General features: G+C 65.6%; 17 protein-coding genes. 3 read left to right on the top strand and 14 right to left on the bottom strand.

Annotated features, from left to right (window positions below):
• Positions 1 to 21: 21 nt before the first annotated feature.
• From EVC45_RS00800 to EVC45_RS00740, 13 genes are read right to left on the bottom strand one after another with little or no spacing between them, the layout of a single operon-like run.
• A complete protein-coding gene (locus EVC45_RS00800; RefSeq protein ID WP_129956142.1) occupies positions 22 to 1,287 on the bottom strand; it encodes an NAD(P)/FAD-dependent oxidoreductase in 1,266 nt (421 codons plus the stop codon).
• On the bottom strand, positions 1,280 to 2,245 hold the full coding sequence (locus tag EVC45_RS00795; RefSeq protein ID WP_129956141.1) for a VOC family protein: 966 nt from the start codon (positions 2,243 to 2,245) through the stop codon (positions 1,280 to 1,282). Before EVC45_RS00795 ends, EVC45_RS00800 begins: the two co-directional genes overlap by 8 nt.
• Before the next feature lie 33 nt (positions 2,246 to 2,278).
• A complete protein-coding gene (locus EVC45_RS00790) occupies positions 2,279 to 3,769 on the bottom strand; it encodes an aldehyde dehydrogenase (RefSeq protein ID WP_129956140.1) in 1,491 nt (496 codons plus the stop codon).
• Between the two features lie 42 nt (positions 3,770 to 3,811).
• On the bottom strand, positions 3,812 to 4,642 hold the full coding sequence (locus tag EVC45_RS00785; RefSeq protein WP_129956139.1) for an aspartate dehydrogenase: 831 nt from the start codon (positions 4,640 to 4,642) through the stop codon (positions 3,812 to 3,814).
• Positions 4,635 to 6,293 (bottom strand): thiamine pyrophosphate-binding protein, encoded by a 1,659-nt coding sequence (locus EVC45_RS00780; RefSeq protein ID WP_129956138.1) that lies wholly within the window; start codon positions 6,291 to 6,293, stop codon positions 4,635 to 4,637. The genes EVC45_RS00785 and EVC45_RS00780 overlap by 8 nt, the downstream gene beginning before the upstream one ends.
• Positions 6,286 to 7,095 carry an SDR family oxidoreductase gene (locus EVC45_RS00775; protein WP_129956137.1) on the bottom strand — a complete coding sequence of 270 codons (810 nt, stop codon included), beginning with the start codon at positions 7,093 to 7,095 and terminating at the stop codon, positions 6,286 to 6,288. The genes EVC45_RS00780 and EVC45_RS00775 overlap by 8 nt, the downstream gene beginning before the upstream one ends.
• The gene (locus tag EVC45_RS00770; RefSeq protein WP_129956136.1) at positions 7,095 to 7,991 is read right to left on the bottom strand and encodes an IclR family transcriptional regulator; all 897 of its coding nucleotides are present in this window, start codon (positions 7,989 to 7,991) and stop codon (positions 7,095 to 7,097) included. Before EVC45_RS00770 ends, EVC45_RS00775 begins: the two co-directional genes overlap by 1 nt.
• On the bottom strand, positions 7,988 to 8,893 hold the full coding sequence (locus tag EVC45_RS00765; RefSeq protein WP_129956135.1) for an alpha/beta fold hydrolase: 906 nt from the start codon (positions 8,891 to 8,893) through the stop codon (positions 7,988 to 7,990). Before EVC45_RS00765 ends, EVC45_RS00770 begins: the two co-directional genes overlap by 4 nt.
• A gap of 50 nt (positions 8,894 to 8,943) precedes the next feature.
• Positions 8,944 to 9,474 (bottom strand): cupin domain-containing protein, encoded by a 531-nt coding sequence (locus EVC45_RS00760; RefSeq protein ID WP_129956134.1) that lies wholly within the window; start codon positions 9,472 to 9,474, stop codon positions 8,944 to 8,946.
• A gap of 26 nt (positions 9,475 to 9,500) precedes the next feature.
• A complete protein-coding gene (locus EVC45_RS00755; RefSeq protein ID WP_129956133.1) occupies positions 9,501 to 10,268 on the bottom strand; it encodes an SDR family oxidoreductase in 768 nt (255 codons plus the stop codon).
• Complete coding sequence (locus EVC45_RS00750; protein ID WP_129956132.1) at positions 10,261 to 11,346, bottom strand: aromatic ring-hydroxylating dioxygenase subunit alpha; 1,086 nt, start codon at positions 11,344 to 11,346, stop codon at positions 10,261 to 10,263. Before EVC45_RS00750 ends, EVC45_RS00755 begins: the two co-directional genes overlap by 8 nt.
• A gap of 48 nt (positions 11,347 to 11,394) precedes the next feature.
• The gene (locus EVC45_RS00745) at positions 11,395 to 11,706 is read right to left on the bottom strand and encodes a recombinase-like helix-turn-helix domain-containing protein (protein WP_129956131.1); all 312 of its coding nucleotides are present in this window, start codon (positions 11,704 to 11,706) and stop codon (positions 11,395 to 11,397) included.
• A 1-nt stretch (position 11,707) separates the two neighbouring features.
• Positions 11,708 to 12,022, bottom strand: a complete 315-nt coding sequence (locus EVC45_RS00740) for a non-heme iron oxygenase ferredoxin subunit (RefSeq protein WP_062130507.1) — start codon at positions 12,020 to 12,022, stop codon at positions 11,708 to 11,710.
• 441 nt (positions 12,023 to 12,463) lie between these two features.
• Between EVC45_RS00740 and EVC45_RS00735 the strand changes: the two genes are divergently transcribed.
• Complete coding sequence (locus EVC45_RS00735) at positions 12,464 to 13,537, top strand: porin (protein ID WP_129956130.1); 1,074 nt, start codon at positions 12,464 to 12,466, stop codon at positions 13,535 to 13,537.
• A 107-nt stretch (positions 13,538 to 13,644) separates the two neighbouring features.
• On the opposite strand, the gene EVC45_RS00730 is transcribed toward EVC45_RS00735, so the two are convergent.
• A complete protein-coding gene (locus EVC45_RS00730; RefSeq protein WP_129956129.1) occupies positions 13,645 to 14,616 on the bottom strand; it encodes an IclR family transcriptional regulator in 972 nt (323 codons plus the stop codon).
• Positions 14,617 to 14,774: 158 nt separating this feature from the next.
• On the opposite strand from EVC45_RS00730, the gene EVC45_RS00725 reads away from it, so the two are divergent.
• Both EVC45_RS00725 and EVC45_RS00720 read left to right on the top strand, forming a co-directional pair.
• Positions 14,775 to 15,071, top strand: a complete 297-nt coding sequence (locus tag EVC45_RS00725) for a hypothetical protein (RefSeq protein WP_129956128.1) — start codon at positions 14,775 to 14,777, stop codon at positions 15,069 to 15,071.
• Between the two features lie 101 nt (positions 15,072 to 15,172).
• Positions 15,173 to 16,885: an acid phosphatase gene (locus EVC45_RS00720; protein ID WP_129956127.1), complete on the top strand. Its 1,713-nt coding sequence runs from the start codon at positions 15,173 to 15,175 to the stop codon at positions 16,883 to 16,885.
• The last annotated feature ends 22 nt before the right edge of the window (positions 16,886 to 16,907 follow it).

Here is a 16,907-nt window from a genome sequence, read left to right as displayed (position 1 = left end):
AGGTGCCGTCCGTAGAAATGGTTAGGCAAGCGCCGTAGAGGCGTCAGTCAGTGTGGCAAGGTCGATGGTCCGGCCTTGGTTCATCCACTTGCGCGAGAGCTTCAGCTCGCGCGGAGTGTTGATCGCGATCACGCCGCGAATCGTGTTGTCTTCCAGATAGAACAGCGTCGCGCGTTTGGCCGGAAGATCGCCGCGTACCGCGAGTTCCGCGTTGGCGGGAATGTCGCCGAGAATCTGCAGGTTCACGTCGTACTGATCGGACCAGAACCACGGAATATCCGCGTACGGTTCGAAGGTGCCGAGCAACGCCTTAGCCGTGGAGATCGCCTGGTTCTGCGCGTTGGCCCACGATTCGAGCCGCACGCGGCGCTTCAGCCACGCGCTCGGATGATTCGCGACGTCGCCGCACGCGAAGATGCGCGGGTCGTCGGTGGCGCCGAAGTGGTCGACCACGATGCCGTCCTCCACCTTCACGCCCGCCGCTTGCGCAATCGCCGTGTGCGGTGCGAGACCGATGCCGGCTACCGCGAAGTCGGCGTCGAGCGTCGAGCCGTCCGCGAACGTCGCGCGCACTCGGTTGGCGTCGTTCGGATGATCTTCGAGCTTGACGAGCGCAGCGCTCAGCCGCACGTCCACGCCATTCGCGCGATGCAGCTTCAGCAGGAAATCGGACACCAGCGGCGGCAGCGAGCGCCCACACAGACGCGGCGCGCCTTCCACCACGCACGCGTCGACGCCGAGCTTGCGCGCGGTCGCCGCGACTTCGAGACCGATCCAGCCGCCGCCGATCACGAGCACGCGCTTGCTTGCGCGCAGCCGTTCGCCGAGCGCGAGCGCTTCGTCGAGCGTGCGCAGATAGGTGATGTGCGAGGTCTGCACGAGCGCGTCGGGCAAACGGCGCGCCGCGCCGCCGGTCGCGATCACGAGGCGGTCGTACTGCACTTCGCGGCCGGACTTCGTGTGCACGATGCGCTGCGCGCGATCGATCGACGTCGCGCAATCGGGTTGCCATGCCTCGACGTTCAACGCATCGAAATCGTCGGGCTTCACGAGCCGCACCGTCTCGATGTCCGCGTCGCCGGCCAGCACGGCCTTCGACAGCGGCGGACGCTCGTACGGCAGATGCACTTCGTCGGCGATCATCACGAGGCGGCCGTTGAAGCCTTCCTTGCGCAGGGTCTTCACGACCCAGCCGGCCGCCTGGCCGCCGCCGATCACGACGATCGTGCGCGGCGCTTCGAGTCCCGCATGCGCGGCCTGGGCCTTTTCGGTAGCAGCGTCAGTCATTTTTGCGCTCCGTCATGAACTTGCCTTCGGGCGCCTTCGCGTCCTTCTGGCGTCGTGTATTGCCGTCGATACCGCCGTCGATCGCCCATTCGGCGAACACGGTCGGACCCGGCTCGAAATCGCGCGGCTGCCAGTCGGGCGTCAACTGGTCTTCGTCGGCGTAGTACTCGATCAGGCCGCCGGCCGGATTCTTGAAGTACCAGAAGTAAGCCGACGACACCGGATGACGTCCCGGCCCGAGCTGCGTTTCCCAACCGCAGCGGCTGATGTGCATGCCGCCGCCGAACACTTCGTGGATATCGCGCACGGTGAACGCGACGTGGTTCAGGCCGCGCTTGCCGTTCGGCAATGCCAGCAGGAACAGGTCGTGATGGCCGCCGTGCGGCGCGCAGCGCATGAACGCGCCACGGCCCGGATAACGGTCCGAGGTCTCGAAGCCGAGCAGCTCGTGATAGAACTTTTCCTGCTCGGCGAGGTTGTTCGTGAAGAACACCACGTGGCCCACTTCGACCGGCTCCGCGCGTTCGTAGACCGGCGACGGCTGATCGACGCGCAACGTCTGGCCCCACACGTTCGACGGCGAACCGTGCACGTCGACCGGCCGCTTGCGCGTGACTTCGACGCGCACCGCCATGCCGTTCGGGTCGATGCAGCCGACCGCGTCGTCGGTTTCGTAGTGGCCCGGCTGGCCGGCGAAGCGCCCGCGCAGCGCGTCGAGCTCCGCCTTCGTCGCGACGCCCCACGTCACTTCGCGCAAGGTCGGGCCTTCCTCGAACGCGGGCGGCAGCGACGCATCGTTGGCCAAGGCGACGAGGACCGTGCAGCCGTTCAGCGTTTCGAAGCGCGCGCGGGTTTCGTCATGCGCGGTCTCCTTCATGCCCCAGTCCGCGAAAAACTGCCGACAGGTGGCGAGATCCGTCACGCCGTAAGTAATCTGTTCAATGCCGAGAATCGTCATAACGTGCCTCTTGGTTGCCTCTGCGTCGCCGCTTCAGTTCGCCCACGCCAGCGGCGCGTCGTTCAAGCCCCAGTAGAGGCTCTTCTGTTGCATGTATTCGCGAATGCCGACCCGGCCTTTTTCGCGTCCCATGCCGCTCTCCTTCCAGCCGCTGAACGGCGTCGAGATCGAGAACAGCTTGTAGGTGTTGATCCAGATGGTGCCGGCTTCGAGCGCGCGTGCGATCCGGTAGGCGCGCTTGTAGTCGCGCGTCCAGATGCCGGCGGCGAGGCCGAACACACTATTGTTCGCTTCCTTCAGCAGCGACGCTTCGTCGTCGAACGGCATCGCGACGAGCACCGGCCCGAAGATTTCTTCCTGGCAGATCTTCGCGTCGTTGCTGAGCCCTTCGAGAATGGTCGGCTGGAAGTAGGTGCCGGCTTCGCGGCCATCGCCGACCGGACGTTCGCCGCCGCACAGCAGACGACCGCCCTCTTCGAGACCGAGCGCGACATAGCGTTCGATCGTCTCGCGATGCGCCTGCGTGATCAGCGGACCCATCTGCGTGTTCTCGCGCGTCGGGTCGCCGACGCGCAGCTTGCGCGCGCCTTCGACGAGACGCTGCATGAACGTGTCGTAGATCGAGCGCTGCACGAACAGGCGCGAGCCCGCGATGCACGCCTCGCCCGACGAGCTGAAAATGCCGTATAGCACGCCGTTCACCGCATGATCGAGATCGGCGTCGTCGAATACGATGGTCGGCGACTTGCCGCCGAGTTCGAGCGACACCGGCATCAGCTTGTCGGCCGCGATGCGCGCGATGCCGCGGCCCACTTCGGTGCCGCCCGTGAACGACACCTTCCTCACGAGCGGATGACGCACCAGCACGTCGCCGATCACCGAGCCCTTGCCCGGCAGCACGCTGACCACGCCCTTCGGCACACCCGCTTCCTCGCAGATACGTGCGAGCGCGAGCGACACCAGCGGCGTGACTTCGGCGGGCTTCAGCACCACCGCGTTGCCGCCCGCGAGCGCCGGCGCGAGCTTCTGCGCATCGGACGCGATCGGCGAATTCCACGGTGTGATCGCCGCGACGACGCCGATCGGCTCATAGATGCTCATCGTCAGATAGTCGCCGCGCGACGGCGTGACGTCTTCGTCGAGCGTTTCGAGGCAGGCTGCGAAATAGCGGAACGTGTTGGCCGCGCTCGCTACCAGCACGCGCGTCTCGCCGATCGGCTTGCCGTTGTCGCGGCGCTGCAGATTCGCGAGCGCTTCGTGGCGCGCCATGATCAGATCGGCGATGCGATACAGGACCAGCGCGCGCTGATGCGGCTTCAGACCCGACCAGTTCGGCTTGCGCCATGCCGCGTCGGCGGCTTCGATCGCTTCGCGCGCGTCGTCGGCGCTGGCCGTCGAGATTTCCATGTTGACCGACTGATCCGCCGGATACTGGCTTTTGTACGGGTTGCCACGCCCTTGCCGCCATTCGCCGCCGATGAAAATATCGCCGTTGGGCACGAGGCTGGTATCGAAGTGAGTCATGTCGGTCGTTCCGGTTCTTTCAAGCCTAGGGCTTAACGAGTCTTAAATCACGCAGCGCGCCGCGCGATTGCGCAGTGCGCGGATCGCGCTATAGGCGGTCAGCGCGGACGTCTTCGGGTTGTCCGGCAGCGGCTTGCCGCTCATTTCGAGCGCCATCTCGCCGAACGCGCCGCGCGCGACGATGCGATGCACGTTGCGCGTCACGTTCGGATCGGCGATCAGCCGCACCGTCGTGTGGTCGAGGCCGAGGCCCGCGAGCGCGATCGTCGCGGCGACGTTTGCGTTCTTCGGATAGAGCCGCGCGGCATCGCGTGCGCTGCCTTCGAAAATCACTTTTTCTTCGGTGAGCGCGGCCAGATCGCAGACCTCCTCGGCCGGCGTGCCGAGCCAGCCGACCGGTGGCTTGCGGCCCGTGTACAGCACCTCGTCGAGACCGCCGAACCGCGCCGCCGAGATCGCGTCGACACCGCCGATCGCGCCCGACAGCAGCGTGACCGTCGCGTCGCCTTCATCGGCCGCGGCGGCGAGCGCATCGAGCAGCGACACGTCGGACAGCGCGCCGATCGACGCGACCGCGCAGTCGGTGCCGGCCTTCAAGAGCGGCACGACGTGAGCGACCAGCGCGCCGTGGCCCGCGCATTCGAGCGCGAACTGCGGCTTCGTGCTGAGCGCCGACACGGACGACACCACGTCGACACCCGCGCCCACCACATCACGAACCGACGCCACGTGGGTTTCGGGCACGATCACGTGCGACACGCGCACCGCCGGATCGGCGGCGACCGAGCGATACACCGCCTGGCCGATCGCGCCGAAGCCGATCATCGCGATGTCGAGCGGCGCGTGATGTCCCGCGTAGGCGGCCTCATGCATGTTGCGGCTCCTCTTTCTTGACCGGCGGGCCCGCGAACGCGGTCGCGAACGAGCCGATCGACAGCATGTCCACTTCGACCAGCACCGGCCCCGTCTTCGTCATGCCTTCGCGGATGATCGCGGAAGCATCGTCGAGCGACTTGATGCGGTAGTGGGTGAGCTTCAGGCTTTCGCAGAACTGCGCGAAATCCGGCTGATGCAATTGCACGTAGCAGCGGCGGCCGCCGTACTGGGCGTCCTGAATGTTGCGGATCACGCCGTAGCACTGATCGTTCATCAACACGATCATCACGTTGGCGTTTTCCTGCACGGCCGTCGCGAGTTCGCCGACGTTGACCATCAGGCCGCCGTCGCCGCACAGCGCGACGGTCTTCGCCGCGTTGCCCGCGAGCGCCGCGCCGATGCCCATCTGCATGCCCTGGCCGATACCGCCGCCGAGCGCATGAACGCCCGCGCGCGGCGAGAAGATCTTCAGCAGGCGGTTGCCCCACGTGCTGTTCGAGATCGTGACGTCGCGCACCCAGTTGTAGTCGCGGCCCACGGCTTCCTGCAGCGCGTCGACCAGACGCTTGTACGGCCCGAGACCCTTGGCGACGTCGGCGACCGCGCTCTCGCGCGCGGCGGCCAGATCCTGCGCGAACGCCGGATCGATCTTCAGCTTGCCTTCGAGCAGCGTCGCGAGTTCGTCGAGCACCGCGGCGGCGTCGCCGTGGATGAACATGTCGTTGCGATAGCCGCGGTTGTCGGCGAGCGCGTCGGCGTCGACCCGATACAGCGGCTGCGGCAGCGCAAGCTTGTACTTCAGCGTTTCATTGCCGCGCAGACGCGAGCCGACCACCACCAGCGCGTCGCAGGTCTTGTAGAAGCTTTCGACTGCCGGGTGCACGTTGAACGCGCCGAGCGTGGCCGGATGATCTTCGGGCAGCACGCCGCGACCCTGCACGCTGGTCACGACGCCGAAGCCGAGCGCGACCAGACGTTCGACCGCCGCGCGCGCATGACGCGTGCCGCCGCCCAGCCACAGCAGCGGACGCTTCGCCCTGGTCAGTTGCTCGGCCAGTTGCGCGACGCGGTCCTTGCAATGCGTGAGCGTCGTCACGTGCGGAGCGCCGAGATCGCTCGGCCATTCGACTTCGGCGGCCTGGATGTCGATCGGAATCTCGACGCTGACCGGCCCGCTCGGCGCGGCTTGCGCGACGCGCACGGCTTCGCGGATCGTCGGCAGCGCGGTTTCGACCGAGCGCACGCGGAACGCGGCCTTCGAGATCGATTGCAGCATCGACAATTGATCCGGCGCCTCGTGGATGTACGCGAGGTCCTGATCGAGGTATTCGGTTTCGATCTGGCCGGTCACGTGCAGCAGTGCCGTGCCCGCCGTCAACGCTTCGACCATCGCGCCCGCCGCGTTGCCCGCCGCGGTGCCGGTGCTGGTGAAGGCGACGCCGAGGCCGCCGGAGACGCGCGCGAGGCCGTCGGCCATGTTGACCGCGCCGGCTTCGCCGCGCGCGCCGACGTAGCGGATCTTGCCGCGCGTGTTGATGGCGTCGAGGATCGGCATGTTGTGAATCGAGATCACGCCGAATGCGGTTTTGACGCCGCATTGCTCGAGAAAGGCGGCGATCAGTTCGCCAACGGTGGTTTTGTTAGACATGTCGTGCAACGCCTCCAGAAACATCGATGTGACTGCCAGTCGTGTACGACGACAGCGGGGTAGCCAGATAAAAGAGCGCCTGTGCGGCCTCTTCGGGGCGGCCGAAGCGGCCGAGCGGAATGTTTTTCTTGCGCGCGAGTTCGCCGGTCCAGTCTTCCCAGCTCTGACCGGGCTCTGCCTGTGTCGCGTAACGGCGGCGCCACTGACCCGATTCGACGATGCCGATCAGGATCGAGTTGACGCGCACGCGCTGTGGCGCGAATTCGACCGCGAGCGACTTCGTCAGACTCAGCAGACCCGCGCGCGCCGACGACGTCGCGACCATGTGGGGCTCCGGCTGCAGCGCGAGCAGCGAGTTCACGTTGACGATCGCCGCGTTGCGGCCGGCGCCGGCCGTGTCGCGCAGCATCGGCAGGAACGCGCGGGTCGGGCGGATCACGCCGAAGTACTTCAGGTCGAGCTCTTCGCGCCAGGCGTCGTCGCTCGTATCGGCGAAGGTGGACACACGGCCCTGGCCGGCGTTGTTCACCAGCATGTCGGTGCGGCCGAAGCGCTGTTGCACCGCCTGCGCGAAGTCGTTCACCTCGTCGGCGTCGAGCACGTCGCAGCGCTGCGCGAGCAGTTGCGCGCCGGGATATTTCTGCGTGAGCGCGGCTTGCGCCTCGCCGAGCCGTTCGCTGTCGCGGCCGCAGATCGCGACCGAAGCGCCGGCGCGCAGAAACAGTTCGGCGGTCGCGAGGCCGATGCCGGACGAACCGCCCGTCACCACCGCTACCTGTCCGGTCAAGTCGATTTGGATCATCAGAGCCCCAGTGCCTTCATGTACTTGTTGCCACTATTCGGCCCAGACTTCGGCCGGTAATTGAGCCGCTCCGACAGTTCGTCGGCCGCGCGGCGCACCTTGTCGACGAGACCGCCGTCCAGCAGCGACGCATCGATCTCGCGGCGCGGAATCGTCGTCGTGATCACCGCGACGATGCGGCGCGAGTCGTTGCGCACCGGCGCGCTGACCACCGAAATGCCGCGCTCGAACGACGACTCGCTGATCGCGAAGCCGCGCCGCGCGTCGTCGCGAATGCGTTCGTACAGTTCGTCGACCGTGGCCGGCGTCTGCGTCGTGAAGCGCTCGAGCTCCGGCTCCGGATACAGCTTCTTCAGTTCGTCGAAGGTCAGATCGCCCATCAGCACCTGGCCATGCGTCGTCGCATGCGCGGGCAGGCGCGTGCCGACGTTGACCTTCACCGAGCTGAAAATCGGCGCATGGCTTTGCGCCTTCGCGACGAACACGACGTCGCGTACGTCCCTGATCACGATGTGACTCGTGAGGCCGGTCTCGTCGCGCAGCTTTTCGATGATCGGCAGGCCGAGATCGGTCAGTTCGAGCGAGCTCAGATATTCGAAGCCCAGACGCAGCACCGCGACGCCGAGGCGATAGTTGCGGTCCTTGTCGGCGCGTTCGAGAAAACCGAGCGATTCGAGCGTCTGCAGCAAACGGAACACCGTCGTGCGCGGAATGCTCAGGCGCCGCGACAGTTCCGGCGCGCCGAGCACGGGCTCGCGCGGCGAGAACTCCATCAGGATCTTCAAGCCGCGTTCGAGACCGGGCACCCGGTAGCCCGAATCGCTGCTCGGTTCGTTGCTCGTTTCGTTGCGCTCGGCGGTAAGGTCGCGGTCGGCGTCAAGAGTGTCGGGCGTCATTGATTGGCTCCGCTTTGGCTCAATGGGCTGTCGCTTGCGCGGCAGAACGTATCGATGATCGTGGTGTACGCGGCGGGTGCTTCGATGTAGCCGGCGTGGCCCGCGCGCGGCACGATCTGCAGACGGGTGCGCGCGGCGAGTGCGATCCTTTCGCAGGCTTCGGGCGTCGTGATGGTGTCTTCGGCGCCGACCGCGACGCTCACGCGGCCGTCGTAGCGCGCGAGGTCGCCCGCGAGATCGGCGTTGGCGAGCAGGTGCGTGGCCTGTGCGTAGCCCTGCGGGATCACGCGCGACATGTTCCAGCGCACCCATGCGCGTGCTTCGTTGCTTGCGTGGGCGGACAGCATGTTCGCGCTGCGCTTGTCGGCGAGACCCTGCGGTCCCAGTTCGTTCAGCATCGCGAGACGTTGATCGCGTTTGGCGTCGCGCACCTCGGGTGCGGCCGCGCCGTAGCCGCCCGCGGGCGACAGCAGCAGCAGACCCGCGAGATAGCGTGGATGCGCGGCGGCAAACGCACCGGCGATGATCGCGCCGAGCGAGTGCCCGACCAGCACGCAGCGTTCGATGCCGAGCGCGTCGAGCCATTCCTTCAGTACAACGGCGTAATCCTGTGCAACCGGCGAGGCGGCCGCGACCGGCGAGGAAGCGCCATACCCCGGCGCATCCCAGGCCAGCACGCGGCGCGTCGCGCCGAGCACGTCGAACTGCTGCACCCACGAAGCCGCGCCCGAACCGATGCCGTGCAGCAGCACGAGCGGCAACGCGTCGCGGCCGGCGCGATCGACTTCGCGATAGCCGAGCACGCGTGGCGCAGCGAGGCTGCTTTGCTGCGCCGGATAGCGTGCAAGACGCGCTTCGAGCGCGGCATGCAGTTCGGCGTTGACGGTCGGGACTGCGGACATGATTTCCTTCGCGGGTGTAGTGGAACGACGTGGACGGCTTCCGCGGCGAGTTAGCCGCGCTTGATCTTCGCGAGCGGCGAATCCGGCGGATACGTCGGCGTGATCGGCTTCGGCGAACCGAGCATCACGCACATCAGCGCGTCTTCGTCGCCGATGTTGATTTCCGTGCGATACACGCCGGGCGGCACCGAGATCAGGTCACGCTCGCCGAGCACCGCTTCCCACGTCTCGCCGTCGCGCTCGCAGATGACTTTCATCTTGCCGCGCAGCACGAAGAAGATTTCTTCGACGTCCGTATGAATATGGCTCGGGCCGATGTTGCCGGCCGGGATGACCATCGTCGAGAACGTGAAGTTGCCTGCGGGCACCGTGTTCATGTCCTTCGCGACGCCGGTGCCGCCGGTACCGACGTAGCGCATCTGCGCACGGCGATACTTGGGGTCGTAGTCGGCCTGGAACTTCAGCGCGTCCCAGTCGTAGCGACGCGTTTCGAGGCGTGCGACGCGGCCGTCCAGCCATTGCTGGAAGCTTGCGTCCGCGGGTTGGTCCCAGGATTTGCGTTCGTTGTCGGCGTCCGCCATCTCTTTCTCCTTTCGATTCGACAAGATCAATTCATCACGAAGCCGCCGTTGACGGGCAGCAGTTGGCCGGTCACAAAGCGAGCGGCATCGGATAACAGGAACAGCACCGGCCCGGTCACGTCGTCCGGCACTTGTGCGCGGGTGAGCGCGCGGCCTTGCAGGTAATACTGATGACGCTCGGCGGGCACGTACGCGGTCGCCTCGACTTCGGTGAGACCCGGCGCGATCGCGTTGACGGTCACGCCGTGCGCGCCGAATTCGCGCGCGAGCGAGCGGGTCATCGAGATCACGGCGCCCTTGCTCGCGACATAGGCGAGCAACTTCGGCGCGCCCCACATCGCCGTATCCGACGCGATGTTGACGACGGCGCCGCAGCCCGATTCGCGCAGATACGGCAGCGCGGCGGTGCTCATCAGCCAGGTGCCTCGCACGTTGACGTTCATCACCGCATCCCACGTTTCGACGGACAGCTCGTCCGCGAACTTGCCGCCGGAGTTCGTGATCGCCGCGTTGTTGATCAGCGCGTCGAGACCGCCGAGCCGGGCCGCGCCTTCTTGCGCGAACTGCTCGATGCTGGCCGGATCGGCGAGGTCGAGCGGCAGGTAGGTCGCCCCATGACCCTGCTCGGCGAGCGCCGCCGCGAGCGCACGGCCTTCGTCGTGCAGCACGTCGCCGAACACGACCTGCGCGCCGGCCGCGACGAGTGCGCGCACGAACGCCGCGCCGAGACCGCGCGCGCCGCCCGTCACGAGGACGCGCCGGCCGTTGAGCGCTGCGAGTGCGTCGTTATGCATGGCTGTGCCCGGCTTCGTTGGCCGCGGACGTCGCGTTGGCCGCGCGATGCGCTTCGAGCGCGGCGAGATCCTGCTGCGCGCGTTGACGCAGCATGCGGCGCACCCGCGTCATGCCGACGTCGTGCTGATAGAGGAACTCGTGATCGCGTGCGTTCGGCGCGAGGCTTTCGAGGACGTAGCGGTCCTGCTCGAGCACGTCCCAGTGCAGACCTTCGAGGCGGTTGCGATACAGGAAGCGCCACGCGTCGCGCTGCCAGCCCTGCACCTTGCGGGTACGCCAGAAGTAGACCTGGCAGTTGTCGCCGTCGACCGGAACCGCGAAGCCGATGATGCCGAAGCTGCCGCCCGGGCCGAACTTCTTCTTGTACGGAATCGCGAGACGCATCCACAGCGCGCCGGTGTCGCCGAGTTCGACCCAGTCGAAGTTCACGTCGCGCTGGCCAGTCTTCTCGAACATCAGACCGGTTTCGGTCTTGCGCACACGCATGTCGGCCTGCTTGTCGCCTTCGGCCATCGAGTGCGAGGTCGCGTGCAGATACGCGCCGTGCATCGGGTCCATCACGTTGTCGATCGCGTACTGGTAATTGCACTTCCAGTTCGACATGCACAGGAAACTTGCGTATTCCTCACCGACCAGTTCGTCCGGCAGCACGAGCGGCGCCGGTTCCTTGTGCGCGTCGTCGCCGAACCACAGGAAGATCGCGCCGGCGTGTTCCTGGGCCGGATACGACTTCACGCAGGTCTTGCCTTCGAGCGGACAGCTCGACACGGCCGGCACGTTGATCACGGTGCCGCTGCCGTTCACTTCGACGCCGTGGTACCAGCACGCGACGCGATCGCCGAGGTTCCAGCCGAGCGACAGACGTGCGCCGCGGTGCGGGCAGCGGTCTTCGAGCGCGTTGACATTGCCTTCGCTATCGCGCCACAGCACGATCTGGTCGCCCAGACGCGTGAGCCCGATCGGCGCGTTGCCGACCTGCCAGCTCGGCGCGACGGGATACCAGTAGTTGCGCAGGCCGCGGTCCAGATACGACTTGACCGGATCGGCCGTGCCTTCAGTTGTAGTGGGGGACGTCATGAAGAGACTCCAGTACGAATGCGGTGAAACGTGTTCGGAAAAGCGCGCTTACTCGGCGAGCTGACGGAATTCGGCGGCAAGACGCTCGGCGTTCCACTGAGTGCCTTCCGGGGTGCGGAAGCCGTCGCGATTCAAGCCGTCGGCGACTTCCTGCAGTTCCGTCGCGCCGGCTTCGAAAACGCGTTCGAGCGCATCGCCGAAGTCGTTTTCGTACTGGGTCGGCTCGGCCTTGCGGTTCTGCCAGACCATGTTGCTGCTCTCGCCCGGCTTCTCGATCACGCCCTTGCCGGCGACGTTGTTCGGTTGCGGCGCAAGCCACGGCTTCAGAAAGGGATTGAAGTTCACGGCTACCTCTCGCATGTCATTCCACCTTGATCTGGATTTCTTCACCTGCGAGACGTACCGAGTACATCTTCAGGTCACGGCCGCCCGGCTCTTTCAGGCACTTGCCGGTCGGGATATGGAACACGGCCTCGTGCAGCGGACATTCGACGGTGTCACCGTCGACGAAGCCCTGCGTCAGCAACGCGTACGCGTGGGGGCAGACGTTTTCCATCGCATAGATCTCGTCGCCCACCTTGTAGATGCCGATCTCCGTGTCGTCGAGCTTGAACTCGAGTGGGGAGTCTTCGGACAGCTCACCGGCATGTCCGGCACAGCGCCATTGTTCAGTCATTCTCACGTTCTCCTGAGCCCTTGACGTTCCATACAAGGAACATCAGTTCGTGTATGGACAATTATAGGATTGGGTTTGCGCCAAGAAAATAAAAAAATGCGCCCTTAGGGGAAAACACCGACTGTCGTTTTTGACACACATGAAAGTGTCCAACGGCGCGCGCAACCTTAAGCCACGCGGGCCTTTGACGGGCGTGGCTTAGCTCGAATCTTCAGACGTGGGACGATCGGCAACCACGGGTTTGTACTGATCTCAAAATCTATTTTGATTGATCTCAGCTTCACTATACTTTCCATAGGCGATACGTTTGTCCATAGGTGGAACGCACACGTAAGACCGATGTGGTTCTGGCGCAGAAACCAGAACGGAATTAACCCAGAGAACAGATCAGGGACGGCGCATTCGGCGGGTGTCTACGTCGTTTGATCAGGAGAACCAACGGTGAAGCAAATCATTGCAGCCGGTTTGACGGCAGCTTGCATGACCACGGGCGCGTGGGCGCAGAGCAACGTGACGCTATACGGCAGCCTCGATGTCGGTATCGCGTATATCAGCAACGTGGGCGGCAGCTCGAAGTGGATTCAGGAACAGGGCAACATGCAGCCGGACCGTTGGGGCCTGAAGGGCGTCGAAGATCTGGGTAATGGCCTGAAGGCGGTGTTCCAGCTCGAAAACGGTTTCTATACGAACACGGGCGCGATGGCGAAAGCGGGCGTGCTGTTCAACCGTCAGGCTTACGTCGGGCTCTCTTCCGACCAGATCGGTACGCTGACCTTCGGTCATCAGACGCCGTTCAGCTTCGACGTGCTCGGCCCGTTCAGCACCGGCTACCAGGCGGCCAGCTGGTACGCGTTCCACCCGGGCAACATCGACGCGCTCGCCGACACCTCGGTCGTGCCGTATGACAACTCGGCGAAATTCCGTTCGGCGTCGTTCGGCGGCTTCACCTTCGGCGCGATGATGGGTCTCGGCAATCAGACCAACTTCGCGATCGGCCGCTCATATGGCTTTGCGGCGACGTACGCGAACGGCAACTTCAAGGCGGGCGCGAGCTATTCGAACGAGAACAACCGCACGCCGTCGATCGTCACGACCGGCATCACGACCTTCCAGGGTCAGCCCGCCGCCACCTACATGGCCGACAACCTGCAGAACATGGGCCTGGGCCTGTCGTACCAGTTCGGCAGCGTGCTCGTACACGGCCTGTACACCCGCGTGAAGCTCGAAAGCGGCGGTCACTCGGACACCTATCAGAGCTACGACGGCGGCGCGAACTGGCAGGTCACGCCGGCCAACACGATCGCCGGCGGAGCAGCGACGACGACGCTGGCCGGCCACCGCTGGACGCAGTTCATGATCGGCAACATCTATGCGCTGTCGAAGTCGACGCAGGTGTATATCAACGCGCTGTATCAGCGCGCGGGTTCGAACACCGACGCGGCGTTCTTCACCGCGGGCGTGTCGAGCGGCCGCAATCAGGCGATCGTCCTGAGCGGCATCCATCACTCGTTCTGATGATTTGACGACGTGATGCGGCGAGTCCCGCTGTGCAGTGCAGCAGGACTCGCCGACAGATATGAAATAAGTATTTGAAGTAGTGGCGCGGAGAAGTCAGCGCGCACTCAATGCGCGGCAACCGGCCGGCGGCGCGCCTGCATCGCGGTCGGATCATCCGGCCTCGGGCGATAGCTCAGGCGCTCGGACAGCTCCAGCGCCGCCTGGCACACGGCAATGATCAGCGGCTCGCGCTCGCCGGTCTCGCCGATATCCGAGCGCGGGATCGTCACCGTCAACGCCGCGGCGATCTTGCCGCTCTGGTCGCGCACCGGCGCGCTCACCACCGAAATCCCCCGCTCGAACGACGCCTCGCTGACCGCATAGCCGAGCGCCGCGCTCTCGCGCACCCGTCCATACAGTTCCTCGACCGTCGCCGGGGTGCGCTCGGTGAAACGTTCGAGCTGCGGCTCCGGATACAGCTGGCGCAACTCCTCGAAGCTCAGATCGCCCATCAGCACCTGGCCATGCACGGTCGCATGCGCGGGCAGGCGCGTGCCGACGTGCACCTTGACCGAGCTGTACATCGGCTCGTGCGTCTGCGCCTTCGCGACGAACACGACGTCGCGCTGATCGCGGATCAGCAGATGCGTGCTGAGCCCGGTCGCGTCGCGCAGGCGTTCGAGAATCGGCGTGCCGACGTCGGTCAGTTCGAGCGAACTCAGGTACTCGAAGCCGAGCCGCAGCACCGCGACGCTGAGCCGGAAATAACGGTCGCCATTGACGCGTTCGAGAAAGCCGAGCGCCTCGAGCGTTTGTAGTAAACGAAACGTGGTGGTGCGCGGAATGCCGATCCGCTTCGATAACTCCGGCGCGCCGAGCACCGGCTCGCGCGCGCTGAATTCGGCGAGGATGCGCAGGCCGCGTTCGAGGCCCGGCACCAGATATGTGGATGCGCCGGCGCTGTCGTCGTCGGCGGAAGCGGGCAAGTCCGCGCTGTCCGCGTCCGTGCGCACCGGTTCGTGTGGTGCGGCGGAGGCTTCCGCTCCGCGCGGTTTGCCCTGCCTGCGTCCCACTCCTGTCTGCTCTTCTTTTGCCATCTTGACTGCCGTCTCTATGCGGTTCATCGGGTTCAATTCAGGATGATAGCGCGAAGCATGCGGCGAATCGGCCACGCGGTGCTATGCTTTGATCCGGTCCGGCGGCGCGGTGTATCCCAGCCGCACGCTCGCGCCGCCCAAGCGTAGGAGGCCACGTCATGCCCAACGCGATACAGATTCAGGTTGCGGACTCGCATCTTTATCCGGGCTGCGCGGTGCGCATCGCCGATCTACCCGAACCGGCCGGCGCGCCGAACCTCGCCGAGGCGCGCGTCGAGTTCGCGGACGGCTCCGGCGCGCACGCCACCTGCCATCGGCGCGCACATGACGAACTCGAATTGACCGTCGACCGTTATGCGACGCAAAAGCGTCATCCGATCGACGCACGGCACTGGCTACTATTAGCCGTCGATGCCACGCATCACAGCTGGCGCGTCAAGCGTCGGCTGCCGTAAAGCCGCGAGGCCTGCCGGCCTCGGCGGATCCGTAACCGGTGTCGCGCGCGCCGCCTCCAGCGGTGCCGATGCGACCGTCACGTCTCCTTCGGAACTCACCGATGACCGACCACGATCCTCACCTGCCGCCGAAACTGGACAACCCCGATTCAATCGACAACGCCAACGACGCTCCCGACGATCCCGAGCGCCGCCGCGTCCTCACCGGTCTCGGGGCGGTCGGCCTCGGTCTCGCGCTGATCGGCTGCAAAACGGGCGAGGGACTCGCGAACAACGGGCCGCCGCGCAGCGCCGCCGACTTGCGGCTCGACGCTGCACTGCACGATCAGGTGAAGAACATCGTGGTGATTTACGCGGAGAACCGCAGCTTCGCGAACCTGTATGGCAACTACCCGGGTGTCCAGCATCCGCTCGACGCGGTCACCGCCGAGCAATACGTGCAGCTCGACCGCGACGGCAAGACGCCGCTGCCGCGGCTGCCGGCGATCTGGGGCGGGCTCGTGCCGCAGGCGCAGGAGGTGGACGGCAAGCGCTACATGATTGGCCAGAACGATCTCGATCATCTGCACAACCGGCCGTTTCGCATCGTCGATGCGCACGGCGCGCCGCTGCCGACCGGCGTGATCACGCGCGACCTGATCCATCGCTTCTATCAGAACCAGATGCAGATCAACGCGGGGCGCAACAGCCAGTTCGCCGCGTGGGGCGATTCCGGCGGCCTCGTGATGGGGCACTACCGCAATTCCGCCGAGACGCTGCGGCTATGGAATCTCGCGCAGCAGTACACGCTGTGCGACAACTTCTTCATGGCCGCTTTCGGCGGCTCGTGGCTGAACCACATCTTCCTGATCTCGGCGCAGGCGCCGTACTACCCGGACATCCAGAATAGTCCGGCGAAGAAGATGGTGTCGGTCGTGGAAGGCGACGATCCGACCGGCACCCGTTTGAAGCTCGCGCCCAATTCGCCCGCGTCGGCGCTCGATGGTCCGCCGAAATTCGTCAATGACGGCGCTTTCACCGCCGACGGCTACGCGGTCAACACGATGGCGCCGCCGTATCAGCCGAGCAGCGTGCGTCCGGCCGAAGGCGGCAACCCGGCGTGGGCCGATCCGTCGGACCCGCGCGTGATGCCGCCGCAGCACTACGCGACGATCGGCGACCGGCTGAGCGCCAAGGGTATCGACTGGGCGTGGTACAGCGGTGCGTGGCAATTCGCGCTCGATCATCGCGATACGGGATCGAGGCCCGACTTCCAGTACCACCACCAGCCGTTCAACTACTTCGCCAATTACGCGCCGGGCACGGCCGCGCGCAGCCGCTATCTGCGCGACGGCGGGATGGGCAACGACGCGTCGACCAATCGCCTGATCGCCGATATCGACGCCGGACGTTTGCCAACCGTCACGTTCTACAAGCCGCAGGGCGACCTGAATATGCACGCGGGCTATGCGGACGTCGCCTCGGGCGACCGTCACATCGCGACGCTGATCGAGCACATTCAGCGCGGCCCGCAATGGAAGAACACCGTCGTGATCGTCACCGTCGACGAAAACGGCGGCTGGTGGGACCACGTCGCGCCGCCGATCGGCGATCGCTGGGGTCCGGGTTCGCGCGTTCCGGCACTCGTAATCTCGCCGCTCGCGAAGAAGGGTTACGTCGATCACACGGTGTACGACACGAATTCGATTCTGCGTTTTATTAGCCGTGTGCATGGACTCGCGCCGCTCGACGGCGTGCTCGCGCGCGACAAGGCATTCGCAAGCAACGGACTCGCGCCGCTCGGCGATCTGAGCGCGTCGCTCGATCTCGCTTGAGCGCCTGTCGGCTGCGTTGATT

Source organism: Paraburkholderia sp. UYCP14C (genome assembly GCF_004197395.1).
Lineage (GTDB): Bacteria > Pseudomonadota > Gammaproteobacteria > Burkholderiales > Burkholderiaceae > Paraburkholderia.
Note: the sequence above shows the minus strand (reverse complement) of the source record. Positions and strands in the feature narration are given on the sequence as shown.

What these genes read in the sequence shown, in the direction of transcription:
- EVC45_RS00800 (WP_129956142.1), bottom strand. Translation starts at nt 1,287, where the DNA reads ATGACTGACGCTGCTACCGAAAAGGCCCAGGCCGCGCATGCGGGACTC.
- EVC45_RS00795 (WP_129956141.1), bottom strand. Translation starts at nt 2,245, where the DNA reads ATGACGATTCTCGGCATTGAACAGATTACTTACGGCGTGACGGATCTC.
- EVC45_RS00790 (WP_129956140.1), bottom strand. Translation starts at nt 3,769, where the DNA reads ATGACTCACTTCGATACCAGCCTCGTGCCCAACGGCGATATTTTCATC.
- EVC45_RS00785 (WP_129956139.1), bottom strand. Translation starts at nt 4,642, where the DNA reads ATGCATGAGGCCGCCTACGCGGGACATCACGCGCCGCTCGACATCGCG.
- EVC45_RS00780 (WP_129956138.1), bottom strand. Translation starts at nt 6,293, where the DNA reads ATGTCTAACAAAACCACCGTTGGCGAACTGATCGCCGCCTTTCTCGAG.
- EVC45_RS00775 (WP_129956137.1), bottom strand. Translation starts at nt 7,095, where the DNA reads ATGATCCAAATCGACTTGACCGGACAGGTAGCGGTGGTGACGGGCGGT.
- EVC45_RS00770 (WP_129956136.1), bottom strand. Translation starts at nt 7,991, where the DNA reads ATGACGCCCGACACTCTTGACGCCGACCGCGACCTTACCGCCGAGCGC.
- EVC45_RS00765 (WP_129956135.1), bottom strand. Translation starts at nt 8,893, where the DNA reads ATGTCCGCAGTCCCGACCGTCAACGCCGAACTGCATGCCGCGCTCGAA.
- EVC45_RS00760 (WP_129956134.1), bottom strand. Translation starts at nt 9,474, where the DNA reads ATGGCGGACGCCGACAACGAACGCAAATCCTGGGACCAACCCGCGGAC.
- EVC45_RS00755 (WP_129956133.1), bottom strand. Translation starts at nt 10,268, where the DNA reads ATGCATAACGACGCACTCGCAGCGCTCAACGGCCGGCGCGTCCTCGTG.
- EVC45_RS00750 (WP_129956132.1), bottom strand. Translation starts at nt 11,346, where the DNA reads ATGACGTCCCCCACTACAACTGAAGGCACGGCCGATCCGGTCAAGTCG.
- EVC45_RS00745 (WP_129956131.1), bottom strand. Translation starts at nt 11,706, where the DNA reads ATGCGAGAGGTAGCCGTGAACTTCAATCCCTTTCTGAAGCCGTGGCTT.
- EVC45_RS00740 (WP_062130507.1), bottom strand. Translation starts at nt 12,022, where the DNA reads ATGACTGAACAATGGCGCTGTGCCGGACATGCCGGTGAGCTGTCCGAA.
- EVC45_RS00730 (WP_129956129.1), bottom strand. Translation starts at nt 14,616, where the DNA reads ATGGCAAAAGAAGAGCAGACAGGAGTGGGACGCAGGCAGGGCAAACCG.
- EVC45_RS00725 (WP_129956128.1), top strand. Translation starts at nt 14,775, where the DNA reads ATGCCCAACGCGATACAGATTCAGGTTGCGGACTCGCATCTTTATCCG.
- EVC45_RS00720 (WP_129956127.1), top strand. Translation starts at nt 15,173, where the DNA reads ATGACCGACCACGATCCTCACCTGCCGCCGAAACTGGACAACCCCGAT.